Below are 13,136 nucleotides of genomic sequence, written 5' to 3' on the forward strand. Positions count from 1 at the left end.
GAGGAAAACGCATGTCGCCGTGGCTGACTGTAGTAGGTATCGGTGAAGACGGCTTCAGTGGCCTGGGCAAGAATGCCCGGCGTGCACTGTTGGCTGCTTCACGGGTGTTTGGCGGCCAGCGCCAGCTGGATTTGCTGCCGCGCTGCATCCGCGGCGAACGCCTGTTGTGGCCCAGTCCCTTCTCCCTGGCGCCAGTGCTGGCCCTGCGCGGCAAACCGGTGTGCGTGCTGGCCAGCGGTGACCCGATGTTCTTCGGGGTGGGCGCCAGCCTCGCCCGCCAGCTCGACGCCGATGAGATGAACGTGTTGCCGATGCCCTCCTCTTGCGCCCTGGCTGCCGCGCGTCTGGGCTGGCCATTGCAGGAGGTGACGACACTGTCGGTGGTGGCCCGGCCACTCAGTGCCCTCAATGCCCATCTGTACAGCGGTGTGCGCCTGTTGGTGCTGAGCAACGATGGCAGCAGCCCGGCGGCAATTGCCGCGTTGCTGCGTGAGCGCGGCTTCGGGCCGAGCCGTATACAGGTCTTCGAGCACCTTGGCGGCAGCGCCGAACGCTGTCTCGAAGGCACTGCCGGACACTGGCCGCACAGCGACATCGCCGACTTGAACCTGGTTGCCATCGAATGCCTGGCCGCGCCCGATGCACCGCGCCTGTCGCCCCTGGCAGGACTGCCTGACGCCGCCTTCGAGCACGACGGTCAACTGACCAAACGTGACGTACGCGCCATCACCCTCGCCCGCCTGGCGCCACAACCGGGTGAGTTGCTGTGGGATGTCGGCGCTGGCAGCGGCTCGATCGGCATCGAGTGGATGCGCGCCCATCCCAGTTGCCGGGCACTGGCGATTGAGTCCGATGAGGGTCGCCAACAACTGATCGAGCACAACCGCGATGCCCTTGGCGTCCCTGGCCTGCAATTGATCCGTGGCCGTGCTCCGCAGGCGCTGGAGGGGCTGGAACGCCCGGATGCGATCTTCATCGGTGGCGGCGTCACCCGTGAAGGCGTGCTGCAACATTGCTGGGCGCAACTGCGCCCGGGTGGCCGCCTGGTGGCCAATGCAGTGACCCTGCAAAGCGAGCTGACCCTGGTCAACTGGCGTGAACAACATGGCGGCGAACTGACCCGCATCCATATCGCCCAGGCACAACCCTTGGGCGAGTTCGACACCTGGCGCCAAGCCTTGCCGATCATCCTGCTAGAAGCGATCAAGCCCGTTGATGCGTGACGAGACCCAGGAACAACCCGCGCCCCTGCGCAGCGGCCTGACCACCGGCAGCTGCGCCACTGCCACCAGTCTTGCCGCAGCACGCCTGCTGCTGACCGGTGCCCAGAGCGACGCCGTGCAGATCACCTTGCCCAAGGGCAAGCAGGTGCAGATGCGCCTGGAGTTCTGTCGCCTGCATGCGGACGGTGCCGAAGCCGGCACCCTCAAGGATGCCGGTGACGACCCGGATGTCACCCATGGTGCCCTGCTCTACAGTCGCGTGCGCCTGCAGGCTGAACCCGGCGTGCGCTTTGTCGCCGGCACAGGCGTGGGTACCGTGACCCGTCCCGGTCTGGTCCTGGCGGTGGGCGAACCGGCAATCAACCCGGTGCCACGGCGGATGATGACCGAACACCTGCAGCAGCTTGCCGAAGCGTGTGCGTACAACGGCGGTTTTGAAGTCACGGTAAATGTGCAGGACGGCGAAAGCCTGGCGCTGAAAACCATGAACCCGCGCCTGGGCATTCTGGGTGGCCTGTCGATTCTTGGCACCAGTGGCATCGTTCGGCCGTTCTCCTGTTCGGCCTATATCGCCTCGATCCACCAAGGTATCGATGTGGCGAAAACCAATGGCTACCTGCACATCGCCGCCTGCACCGGCAACGCCAGCGAAGACACCATGCGCCGGGTCTACAACCTGCCGGAAATCGCCCTGATCGAAATGGGCGACTTCGTCGGCGCAGTACTCAAACACCTGCGTAAAGTGCCTGTGGATAAACTCAGTCTGTGCGGCGGCTTCGGCAAGATCAGCAAACTCGCCGCCGGGCACATGGACCTGCACAGCCGCCACTCCAGCATCGACTTGCCGCAACTGGCCGAGTGGGCCGCAGCCATAGGTGCCGACAGTGACTTGCAAGCGGCGATTCGCCAGGCCAACACCAGCCAGCAGGCCCTGGCCATGGCCAGCGCTGCGGGTATCGCCCTGGGTGATGCGGTGTGCGCCCACGCCCTGGCCTTTGCCCGCAGCGTAGTGCCTGCCCAGGTGCAGGTAGAAGTGTTTGCCATTGATCGGCAAGGCGGCATCGTCGGCCATGCGGGAGCCTTTGCATGAAACGGATTCTGCTACTTGGTGGCGTCACCGAGGCATTGGCCATTGCCCGTACCCTGGGCCCGGAGCATGTCTACAGCCTGGCTGGGATTGGCCGGGTACCCAGTGACTTGAATTGTCAGGTGCGGGTTGGCGGTTTTGGTGGGGCCGAGGGCTTGGCCGCTTATCTGCTCGCGGAAAACATCGGCCTGTTGATCGACGCCACCCATCCCTATGCTGCGCAGATCAGCGCCAACGCAGCCCGCGCCGCACAGCTAACCGGCATCCCCTGCTGGGCCCTGCGACGGCCGGCCTGGCAGGCGCAAGCCGGAGATGACTGGCGCGAAGTGGCTGACTGGACTGAGTTGATCAAAGCGCTGCGACCGTTCCGGCGTCCACTGTTCACCCTTGGCCGCGAGCCCTTGCAACATCTCGACGAAATCCCGGAGCAGCAGTTCTGGACCTTGCGTGCTCTGGAAGCCTGTCCGGGTAATGAGCGCTGCGAAGTGATCGGCGCACGCGGACCGTTTCACCTCGAAGACGAACGTGCGTTGTTCGAGCGTCGGCAGATTGATGTGCTGATCAGCAAGAACAGTGGCAGCGGTGCTACGGAGCCCAAACTCGAAGTTGCGCGGGAGCGTGGTTTGCCGGTGCTGGTTTTGAAGCGACCTGAGTTGCCGGTGGTGGATCGGGAGTTATTTGGTGTTGGTGAGATGATCGCTGCACTCAAACAGCAATGTATATCCCGTTGACATATACCTGACTCAGCATAAACTCGGACATACATTCAGACTTTCCAAGGAGGCCCTCCATGGATCAAGGTGCCGTCTTCAAAAGCAACCGCAGCCAGGCCATCCGCTTGCCTAAATCCGTCGCCTTACCTGAAGACATCACACGTGTGGATGTTGTCGCCATCGGTCGCACCCGAATCATCTCTCCTGCGGGTGAGGCGTGGGACAACTGGTTCGAGGGTGAGTGCGTCAGTCCGGATTTCATGGCCTCGCGAGAGCAGCCAGCTGATCAGGAACGCGAAGGGTTCTGATGCTCAAGTTCATGCTCGACACCAACATCTGCATCTTCACCCTCAAGAACAAGCCTGAGGAGATACGTGAAGCGTTCAATCGTCATCACGGCCAACTGTGCATCAGCACCATCACATTGATGGAGTTGATCTACGGGGCAGAGAAGTCAGCTGTGCCTGAACGCAATCTGTCCGTGATCGAAGGGTTTGCCGCACGCCTCGAAGTCCTCAATTACGATAGTCATGCCGCAGCTCACAGCGGCCAGCTGCGCGCAGAACTGGCCAGAGCCGGCACACCGGTCGGCCCCTATGACCAGATGATCGCCGGGCACGCACGTTCTCTCGGGCTTGTGCTGGTGAGCAATAATCTGCGCGAGTTTCAGCGGGTTCCGGGGTTGCGTGTGGAAGACTGGTTGACCCCGGTTAATTAGCGAGGCCGCAGGACAAGCCCGCGCCCACAGGCCCTGCATCGCTCCTCAGGGCATTCCTACGACCAAGCCTATTGCTGCTTCAGATTCATCCGATAGCCCACCATCACTCCCCTGCCTTACACTACGCCCTCCCCCTGGAAGAATTCGCCCATATGGAAATGCAATGGTGGATCTGGCTGGTGTTCGGTTTCGGCCTGGTTGTGCTCGAACTCGTGCTGCCGACCTTCTTCATTCTCTGGTTCGGCATCGGCGCTGTGCTGGTGTCGCTCATCGCCTACCTGGCCCCGAGCCTGCAGCTCGACATGCAGGTGCTGCTCTGGGTAGCGCTCTCGTCCATCACCACGCTGCTGTGGTTCAAGGTGTTTCGCAAGAAGAAGCCGGACACCCGCTGGACCGCCGACAACGTGATCGGCGAAGTCGGCCTGCTCACCGCCACGGTCTCCGAGTTCACCAAGGGTCGTGTGCGCTTCCAGAAGCCTATCCTCGGCAACGAGGAATGGATCTGCGTCGCCGATGCCGAGATCCCGTCGGGCGAGCGCGTACGTATCACTGCCATCGAAGGCAATACTGCCCGGGTTACCCGGGCCTGATCAGCAAAAGGAAAGCTTGATTCATGACCAGCCTTATCGTCGCCGCTACTATCGCCGCGTTCGTCATCATCACTTTGTTCAAAGGGGTGCGCATCGTGCCTCAGGGCGAGGAGTGGATCGTCGAGCGCCTGGGTCGCTACCACGCCACCCTCAAGCCCGGCCTGAACATCGTCATTCCCTACATGGACGTGGTCGCCTACCGCCTGCCGACCAAGGACATCATCCTCGACGTGCAGCAACAGGAAATCATCACCCGCGACAACGCCGTCATCGTCGCCAACGCACTGTGCTTCGCCAAGGTCGTCGATCCGCAGAAAGCCGCCTACGGGGTGCAGGATTTCACCTATGCCGTCACCAGCCTGACCATGACCTCGCTGCGTGCCATTGTCGGTGCGATGGATCTGGACGAAGCACTCTCCAGCCGCGAACAGATCAAGGCGCGCCTGCGCGAAGCGATGTCGGAGCAGACCGAAGACTGGGGTGTGACCGTCCGTTCGGTCGAGATCCAGGACATCAAACCCTCGGAAAACATGCAGTCGGCCATGGAACGCCAGGCCGCTGCCGAGCGTGAACGTAAAGCCGACGTCACCCGTGCCGAAGGTGCCAAGCAGGCCGCCATTCTCGAAGCTGAAGCCCGCCTGCAATCGGCCAAGCTCGATGCCGAAGCGCAGATCAACCTGGCCGAAGCCTCGGCCCGCTCGATCACCCTGGTCAGGGACGCGGTTGGCAGCGAGATCACCCCGGCGATGTACTTGCTGGGCGAGCGCTACATCGGTGCGATGGAAAACCTGGCCGGCAGCGACAACGCCAAAGTCGTGGTGCTCCCGGCCGACCTGCAGGAAACCGTGCGTGGCTTGATGGGCCGCAACAAGGCTGTTTGACCCTCAGCTACCCTCTAAAAGCCGGGCCCGTGCGACACTTCATCGCATGCCCGGCTTTTTTACATATACTTTCAACTCTGGCTAAATAGCCACCATTCGATTCCTGACCGGATCTCTCCATGCCATCACATCGGCTTGCCCATGCCTGGATCGCCTGCTTTGCAGTGCTGTTCAATCTGCTGGCCATGCCGTTGTCCGCTGCCGCGCCAAAAAGCCAGAGCGAACAATTGCTCTGGGGCGCGTTCTGCTCCACTGGCGGCACCAAGCTGATCGCCATTTCTCTAGGCTCGCCGGACGGCAGCCAACAGAACGATGACCACTCGACCATGCAGCATTGCTGGTGCTGTTCCGGGGCTGCGCCACTGTTGGCACTACCAGGGCATCCGCCACGCTTGCTGCTGCCTGTCCAGGACTTTGCACCTCCCAGGATCCTGCTCGCCGCCAATCAGCCGACCCCGCGTCAGCTGTGGCCGGCGCTGAATCCGCGCGCCTCCCCTCTGGCCTGATTTCACTACGCTCACTGCTGCGAACCTGAATCGACTGGAGAATCACCATGTTCAAGAACGCCCTGCTGCTGGCCGCCCTGTTGCTGCCGGCAACCTTTGCCACTGCCCACGAATACACCAAGGGTGATCTGCATATCGCCCATCCGTGGTCGCAGGAACTGCCGCCCAACGCCCCTAACGTCGCCGCCTACTTCGTCGTCCACAACAACGGTACTGCCGCCGATACGCTGCTCAGTGTCGACAGCCCGATCAGCGACGATGCCCAGCTGCATGAGCATGTGCACAAAGATGGCCTGATGAAAATGCAGCAGGTACAGAGCGTCGAAGTGGCCCCAGGCAAAGACCTGGTATTCGCCCCCGGTGCCTACCACGTGATGCTGATGCAACCCAAGGACCGCAGCCTGCTGACTGACGGCAAGCGCTTCCCGTTGACCCTGCATTTCAAGAATGCTGGCGACATCACCGTCGAAGTCGCGGTGCAGAAGCAAGCGCCCGAAGGCGAAGCACACAGCCACTGATCGCTGAACGCTGCTCGCCATGAGCATCGCCCGCAGCAGCCTCGCCCGTCCCGCGCGCCCTGACTCCAGAAAGGTTCGCGGCAGCTGGCTGAGCCTGTTCGCCATGTTGATGATCTTTATCGGCCCACTGGTTTCCCAGTCGATGCCGATGGATCACCGTGCCATGTCGAAAGACATGGGCATGAACATGGCCATGAGCATGGACAGCAGCGCTGATTGCCATGGCGACAGCCATCACAACAGCAGTCCATCGCTGCAGGTGATCTGGGAGAAGTGCGGCTACTGCAGCCTGTTCTTCCACTGCCCGGCACTGCCGCAGGCCCTGAGCCTGCTCAATACCGAAGCGGCGCCTGCCAGCAGCACCCTGATCGTCCAGCCCCGCCAGGGCCATGCCCGGCAGACTGTTTTCCCCGGGGCCCGAACCCGCGCGCCACCGTCCTTCATCGCCGTCTGAAAACACGTTCCGCACTCAAGGCTCCGGCACCTTGCCGCTGACCTTGCGCGCCTTCATGACTGATCGATGTTGGAATCACTATGTCCGGCTGTACTGCTGTCTTTCGTTTGTCCCTGCGCGGGACCCTCGCCGTGATCTGCGGCACCCTGCTCAGCCCGTTCGCCCTGGCCGCCAGCCAGCCGCTTGACGAGCACACTCACGACGCCCCCGAACTGAGCCCGACGGTAATCACCGCCGTCGCCCCCAGCTCGCCGCTGACCATCGTCACCAACCCCAAGGACCCACGCCAACCGGTGCCGGCCAGCGATGGCGCCGACTACCTGAAAACCATCCCCGGCTTTTCCGCGATCCGCGCCGGCGGCACCAATGGCGACCCGGTACTGCGCGGCATGTTCGGCTCGCGCCTGAACATCCTCACCAACGGCGGCGTGATGCTCGGCGCCTGCCCCAACCGGATGGACGCCCCCACCTCTTACATCTCGCCGGAAACCTATGACCGCCTGACCGTGATCAAAGGCCCGCAAAGCGTGATCTGGGGCCCAGGCGCATCGGCCGGAACCATCCTCTTTGACCGTGACCCGGAGAAATTCGGTGAGCTGGGCAGCCGGGTCAACGCCAGCCTGCTGGCCGGCTCCAACGGCCGCTTCGACAAAGTCGTCGACACCGCTGCGGGCAACGCGCTTGGCTACGTACGCTTTGTCGGCAACCAGTCGCACTCGGATGACTACGAAGACGGCAATGGCGACACCGTGCCTTCGCGCTGGGACAAGTGGAATGGCGATGTGGCCCTGGGCTGGACACCCGATGCCGACACCCTGGTGGAGCTCACGGCCGGCAAGGGCGACGGCGAAGCCCGTTACGCCGGGCGCGGCATGGACGGCTCGCAGTTCAAGCGTGAAAGCCTCGGCCTGCGCTTTGAGAAATCCAACATTGGCGAGGTCTGGGACAAGCTTGAAGCCCAGGTTTATTACAACTACGCCGACCACGTGATGGACAACTACACCCTGCGCACGCCCTCGGGCACGGGGATGATGGGTATGCCGATGGTCAGCAACGTCGACCGCCGCACCATGGGCGGCCGAATCAAGGGCACCTGGCGCTGGAGCGAGCTGCAATTGATCGCCGGCGTCGATGCGCAGACCAACGAACACCGCCAGCGCGGCGGCATGGGTATTGACGTGCACAAGGAGATGCCCTGGACCAAAGACGCCGACTTCCACAACTACGGCGCGTTCGGCGAACTGACCTGGTATGCCGCCGAGCAGGACCGCGTGATCACCGGCGCGCGCCTGGACCGTGCCTCGGCCAAGGACTACCGGGAAACCAGCGCGACCAACGGCGATACCCGCGCCGACACCCTGCCCAGCGGTTTTGTCCGCTACGAGCATGACCTCGTCGAGATCCCTGCCACCACCTACGTTGGCCTCGGCCACGCCGAGCGCTTCCCCGACTACTGGGAGCTGTTCTCGCCCAAATCGGGGCCGGCCGGTTCGGTCAATGCCTTCGACAGCATCAAACCGGAGAAAACCACCCAGCTGGACTTCGGCATCCAGTACCAGACTGAAGACCTGCAGGCCTGGGCCTCGGGTTATGTCGGGCAGATCCGCGACTACATCCTGTTCTACTACCCCACCGACATGATGGGCAAGTCCAGCTCCCAGGCGCAGAACATCGACGCGCGGATCATGGGTGGCGAACTCGGGGCTGCGTATATGTTGACCTCCAACTGGAAAGCCGACGCCACCCTGGCCTACGCTTGGGGCAAGAACAGCAGTGATGGCACAGCGCTGCCACAAATGCCACCACTGGAGAGTCGTCTGGGGCTGACCTACAGCCGCGACGACTGGAGCGCCGGGGCGTTGTGGCGGCTTGTCGCCGCGCAGAACCGCGTCGCCGAGGACTACGGCAACGTGGTCGGCAAGGACTATGAAAAAAGCGCGGGTTTCGGCGTGTTTTCGCTCAATGGCAGCTACAAGGTCAGCAAGCACCTGAAGCTCAGTGCGGGGGTCGACAACCTGTTCGACAAGGCTTACGCCGAACACCTGAACCTGGCGGGTAATGCCGGCTTTGGTTATCCCGCGAGCGACCCACAGGCCATCAATGAGCCGGGGCGCACGCTCTGGACCAAGGTCGACCTGAGTTTCTGATCCATCACCGGGGCGCGATCATTGATCGCGCCTTCTCTGCACAACATGGGAGCACACCATGAGCAAACCGCCGATTAGTTTTTACAACCTGGCCTGGCGTTGGCACTTTTATGCCGGGCTGTTCGTCGCCCCGTTCATGATCCTGCTGGCGATCACCGGGATCATCTATCTGTTCAAACCGCAACTTGATCCGTTGCTGTACCGCGACTTGATGGTGGTCGAGGCCGGGCACCACACACAAAGCGCCGACAGCTTGCTGCAGCAAGTGCACCAGGCTTACCCCAAGGGCCAGGTCAGCCAGTACCTGCCAGCGGTGGCCGCCGATCGTAGCGCGCAGTTTGTGCTTCAGGATACAGGTCGTGAACTGAACGTGTTCATCAACCCCTACGACGGCAACGTGCTGGGCGAGCAGGACGCGAAAAGCAACCTGCAAGCGGTCGCCCGTGCCCTGCATGGCGAGCTGATGATCGGCACCGTCGGCGATCGTCTGGTGGAGCTGGCCGCAGGCTGGGGCATCGTCCTGGTGGTGTCCGGTCTGTACCTCTGGTGGCCGCGCGGCAAGCGTAGCGCCGGCGTGCTCTGGCCACGCCTGAATGCCCGCGGACGCCTGCTATGGCGCGACCTGCACGCGGTCACCGGGTTCTGGGGGTCGGCCCTGCTGCTGTTGATGCTGCTCAGCGGCATGACCTGGACCGGATTCTGGGGCAAGCACTACGCCGATGTCTGGAACACCTTCCCGGCAGCGATGTGGAACGATGTGCCCAAGTCCGATCAACAGGCTCGCGAGCTCAACAGCGCAACGCGCCAGACCGTACCCTGGGCCATGGAAAACACACCCATGCCGCAATCCGGCGCCCATGCCGAACATGCCGGGCACAGCATGGGGGCAAGTGCACCGGCAGCCCCGCAGGTCAGCCTGCAGCAAGTCCAGGACCTGGCCAGCACCCGCGCGGTCGAACCTGGCTACAGCATCACCCTGCCCACCAGCGCCGACGGCGTATACACCATTGCGGTATTCGCCGACGACCCACGCAACGACGCCACCCTGCATGTCGACCAGTACACCGGCAAGGTCCTGGTGGATGTGCGCTGGCAGGATTACAACAACGTTGCCCGCGCCACCGAGCTTGGGGTGATGCTACATGAGGGCAAGATGTTCGGCCCGCTCAATCAGATCATCATTCTGCTGGTGTGCCTGATGATCCTGCTCGGTTCGGTCAGCGGACTGGTGATGTGGTGGAAGCGGCGTCCCGAGGGTGGTCTTGGCGTACCGCCACTGCGTCATGACCTGCCGCGCTGGAAGACTGCAACCGTGATCATGCTGTTGCTCGGCGCTGCGTTTCCGCTGGTGGGCGGCTCGATGTTGCTGGTGTGGCTGGTGGATCGCTATGCGCAACCGCTGGCCCGGACAAATCCGCTAACATAGGCGCCCGTTTTCGCAACGGATCTGCCGGCATTGGCCCGGGCAGGTCCGCAGGACCTTAATGAGTACCCTGAGTATCAGCGACCTGCACTGGTCGCCCCTGGGCCACGGCCATTGTCATCACCAGTTCCAGCTGCGCGCGGTCGATCTGCAGGTCAGGGCGGGAGAGTTCGTCGGCCTGATCGGGCCTAATGGCAGTGGCAAGACCAGCCTGCTGCGCTGTGCTTATCGCTTCAACAAGCCCGAGCGTGGCCAGGTGCGTCTGGATCAACACGACCTGTGGCGACAATCGCCGCGCTGGTGTGCGCAACGGATTGCCGTGGTCCTGCAGGAATTTCCCGATGCCTTCGGCCTCAACGTCGAGGAAGTCGTCGCCATGGGTCGCACGCCGCACAAGGGCCTGTTCGACGGCGACAACGACGAAGACCGCCGTTTGGTCAAATCCGCACTGCAGGCGGTCGGTCTGGAGGGTTTCGACGACCACAGTTTTGCCAGCCTGTCGGGCGGTGAAAAGCAGCGGGTAATCCTCGCCCGCGCGCTGGTTCAACAACCGCAGCTGTTGATTCTCGACGAGCCGACCAACCACCTCGATCCGCGTTATCAGCTGGAGCTGTTGCAACAGGTGCGGCGCCTGGGGATCGGTACCCTGGCGAGCATCCATGACCTGAACCTGGCCGCCGCTTTCTGTGATCGCCTGTATGTGCTGGACCACGGGCGCATCGTCGCCAGCGGCACGCCAAGCGAAGTGCTCACCACCGAGTTGCTGCACGAGGTCTTCGGGGTACAGGCACTGATCGACCGCCACCCCCTCGCCGACCACCCACGCCTTACCTGGATAACCCAGCGATGATTCGAACCACCCTGTTTCTGCTGCTGGGCCTTTTAGCCAGCACCAGCGCCTTCGCCCAGGCGACCCAGTACCCGTTGACCATCCAGAGCTGCAACCGCCAGGTGACCTTCAACAAGGCCCCGACGCATGCCCTGAGCCATGACATCAACATGACCCAGATGATGCTTGCCCTCGGCTTGCGCCAGCGCATGGTCGGCTACAGCGGTGTCAGCGGCTGGAAGGCAGTCACCCCTGAGCTGCGCAAAGAACTCGAGGGCCTGCCGGAGCTGGCCAGCAAGTACCCGTCGGTGGAAACCCTGCTCAACGCCAATGTCGACTTCTTCTTCGCCGGCTGGGACTACGGCATGCGCGTCGGCGGTGACCTGACCCCGCAGACCCTGGCGCCGCTGGACATCCCGGTGTATGAGTTGACCGAGTCCTGTGCCTTCGTCATGAAGCGCCCGGCGGCCAGCCTTGACGACACCTACAACGACCTGCGCAACCTGGGCCGGATCTTCGATGTGCAGGACCGCGCCGAGCAGTTGATCGGCCAGATGCAACAGCGCATCGCCGTCGTACAGCAACAACTGCCCGCGCAGCGCCCACGGGTGTTCCTGTATGACAGCGGTGAAGACCGGGCCATGACCTCCGGGCGCCTGGGCATGCCGCAAGCGCTGATCGACGCTGCCGGTGGCCGCAACGTACTGGACGATATCGAGGCCAGCTGGACGCGGGTGAACTGGGAGAGCGTGGTCGAGCGCAACCCTGAAGTGATTGTCATCGTCGACTATGGCGAAATCAGCGCCGCGCAGAAGCAGGCATTCCTCGAACAGCACCCGGCCCTGCAATCGGTGGCGGCAATCCGCAACAAGCGCTTCGTGGTGATTCCCTACGTCGGTGCCACGCCGAGCCTGGAAAACGTCGAGGCCATCGAAGCCATCGCCGCCGGCCTGCACGACACATGAGCCGCTATCGCCTGCTGTTGCTCGGGCTGATTGGCCTGCTGCTGGTGTCCTGCGTGGTGTCGCTGGGTTTTGGCGCCGCGCCGGTGCCGGTCGAGGTGGTATGGCGGGTGCTGCTGTTCAAGGTCTTCGGCATTGCCCCCGAAGCCCCCGCCTGGAGCACCGGCCAGGAACATATCGTCTGGCTTATCCGCGTACCGCGCATGCTCCTCGCGGCACTGGTCGGTGGTGGCCTGGCGATGATCGGTGCGGTGTTGCAGGCGACGACGCGCAACCCTTTGGCCGACCCGCACCTGCTCGGTGTGACCTCCGGCGCCACGCTCGGTGCGGTGCTGGTGGTGCTGCATATCGGTGAAGTACTCGGTGTGCTGACCTTGCCGCTGGCAGCCTTTGTCGGCGCCCTGTGCAGCATGCTGCTGGTGCTGGCGATTGCCAGCCGCCATGGCCGTCTGGACAGCGACCGCCTGCTGCTGTGCGGGGTGGCGGTGGCCTTTGTGATGATGGCCATCGCCAACCTGTTGCTGTTTCTCGGCGACCACCGCGCCAGCTCCGCGGTGATGTTCTGGATGCTCGGCGGCCTGGGCCTGGCGCGCTGGGAGCTGCTGCCGATCCCGGCCATCAGCGTGCTGCTGGGGCTGACCCTGTTGCTGGGCATGGCCCGCGCGCTGAATGCGCTGATGGCTGGCGAACAGACGGCGGTGACCCTCGGTTTGAATGCGCGCTCGGTGCGCCTGGTGGCGTTCCTGATCTGTTCGCTGCTGACCGGGGTGCTGGTGGCGATCAGTGGTTCCATCGGCTTTGTCGGCCTGATGGTGCCGCACATTGCCCGACGCCTGGTCGGTGCCGAACACACGCGCCTGCTGCCAGTGTGCCTGCTGCTCGGCAGCCTGTTCCTGATCTGGGTCGATGTGGCCGCGCGCACGCTGATTTCGCCGGAGGACCTGCCCATCGGTATCGCCACCGCAGCCATCGGCGGTCTGTTCTTCATTGGCTTGATGCGCAAGCGTTGATCACCGTCAACCACGCTTTGGTCTTGAGACGTATTGTCGCGGTTGCGCCAGGAAGGCGCGTGTTAGCCTAGCGCG

Annotated in this window: 15 protein-coding genes; all 15 read left to right on the forward strand. The window is 63.1% G+C overall.

Going from position 1 to position 13,136, the window contains the following annotated elements:
- Positions 1-11: 11 nt before the first annotated feature.
- The 15 genes from cbiE to AC07OF_RS18475 all read left to right on the forward strand — a co-directional run bounded on the left by cbiE (position 12) and on the right by AC07OF_RS18475 (position 13,061).
- Complete coding sequence (cbiE, locus tag AC07OF_RS18405; RefSeq protein WP_495073301.1) at positions 12-1,223, forward strand: precorrin-6y C5,15-methyltransferase (decarboxylating) subunit CbiE; 1,212 nt, start codon at positions 12-14, stop codon at positions 1,221-1,223.
- Positions 1,216-2,313 (forward strand): cobalt-precorrin-5B (C(1))-methyltransferase, encoded by a 1,098-nt coding sequence (locus AC07OF_RS18410; RefSeq protein ID WP_157194381.1) that lies wholly within the window; start codon positions 1,216-1,218, stop codon positions 2,311-2,313. Before cbiE ends, AC07OF_RS18410 begins: the two co-directional genes overlap by 8 nt.
- Positions 2,310-3,041, forward strand: a complete 732-nt coding sequence (locus tag AC07OF_RS18415; RefSeq protein WP_157194382.1) for a cobalt-precorrin-6A reductase — start codon at positions 2,310-2,312, stop codon at positions 3,039-3,041. Before AC07OF_RS18410 ends, AC07OF_RS18415 begins: the two co-directional genes overlap by 4 nt.
- Before the next feature lie 59 nt (positions 3,042-3,100).
- Entirely contained in the window at positions 3,101-3,331 is a 231-nt protein-coding gene (gene vapB, locus AC07OF_RS18420; RefSeq protein ID WP_157194383.1) for a type II toxin-antitoxin system VapB family antitoxin, read from the forward strand.
- A complete protein-coding gene (gene vapC / locus AC07OF_RS18425) occupies positions 3,331-3,741 on the forward strand; it encodes a type II toxin-antitoxin system tRNA(fMet)-specific endonuclease VapC (protein WP_157194384.1) in 411 nt (136 codons plus the stop codon). The genes vapB and vapC overlap by 1 nt, the downstream gene beginning before the upstream one ends.
- A gap of 152 nt (positions 3,742-3,893) precedes the next feature.
- Positions 3,894-4,331, forward strand: coding sequence for an NfeD family protein (locus AC07OF_RS18430; protein ID WP_157194385.1), 438 nt, complete (start codon positions 3,894-3,896; stop codon positions 4,329-4,331).
- Positions 4,332-4,354: 23 nt separating this feature from the next.
- Positions 4,355-5,212, forward strand: a complete 858-nt coding sequence (locus tag AC07OF_RS18435; protein ID WP_038615104.1) for an SPFH domain-containing protein — start codon at positions 4,355-4,357, stop codon at positions 5,210-5,212.
- A gap of 119 nt (positions 5,213-5,331) precedes the next feature.
- Entirely contained in the window at positions 5,332-5,718 is a 387-nt protein-coding gene (locus tag AC07OF_RS18440) for a DUF2946 domain-containing protein (RefSeq protein ID WP_157194386.1), read from the forward strand.
- A 47-nt stretch (positions 5,719-5,765) separates the two neighbouring features.
- Positions 5,766-6,236: a copper chaperone PCu(A)C gene (locus AC07OF_RS18445; RefSeq protein WP_157194387.1), complete on the forward strand. Its 471-nt coding sequence runs from the start codon at positions 5,766-5,768 to the stop codon at positions 6,234-6,236.
- 19 nt (positions 6,237-6,255) lie between these two features.
- A complete protein-coding gene (locus AC07OF_RS18450; protein WP_191830752.1) occupies positions 6,256-6,690 on the forward strand; it encodes a DUF2946 domain-containing protein in 435 nt (144 codons plus the stop codon).
- Between the two features lie 80 nt (positions 6,691-6,770).
- Positions 6,771-8,837 carry a TonB-dependent copper receptor gene (locus AC07OF_RS18455; protein WP_157194389.1) on the forward strand — a complete coding sequence of 689 codons (2,067 nt, stop codon included), beginning with the start codon at positions 6,771-6,773 and terminating at the stop codon, positions 8,835-8,837.
- Positions 8,838-8,895: 58 nt separating this feature from the next.
- Positions 8,896-10,263 carry a PepSY-associated TM helix domain-containing protein gene (locus AC07OF_RS18460; RefSeq protein WP_495073302.1) on the forward strand — a complete coding sequence of 456 codons (1,368 nt, stop codon included), beginning with the start codon at positions 8,896-8,898 and terminating at the stop codon, positions 10,261-10,263.
- 58 nt (positions 10,264-10,321) lie between these two features.
- Positions 10,322-11,110, forward strand: coding sequence for an ABC transporter ATP-binding protein (locus tag AC07OF_RS18465; protein ID WP_157194391.1), 789 nt, complete (start codon positions 10,322-10,324; stop codon positions 11,108-11,110).
- Positions 11,107-12,054, forward strand: coding sequence for an ABC transporter substrate-binding protein (locus AC07OF_RS18470; protein ID WP_495073303.1), 948 nt, complete (start codon positions 11,107-11,109; stop codon positions 12,052-12,054). Before AC07OF_RS18465 ends, AC07OF_RS18470 begins: the two co-directional genes overlap by 4 nt.
- Positions 12,051-13,061, forward strand: coding sequence for a FecCD family ABC transporter permease (locus AC07OF_RS18475; protein WP_038615119.1), 1,011 nt, complete (start codon positions 12,051-12,053; stop codon positions 13,059-13,061). Before AC07OF_RS18470 ends, AC07OF_RS18475 begins: the two co-directional genes overlap by 4 nt.
- Positions 13,062-13,136 lie beyond the last annotated feature (75 nt).

It is taken from the genome of Pseudomonas sp. GW821-FHT10B02 (assembly GCF_059415665.1).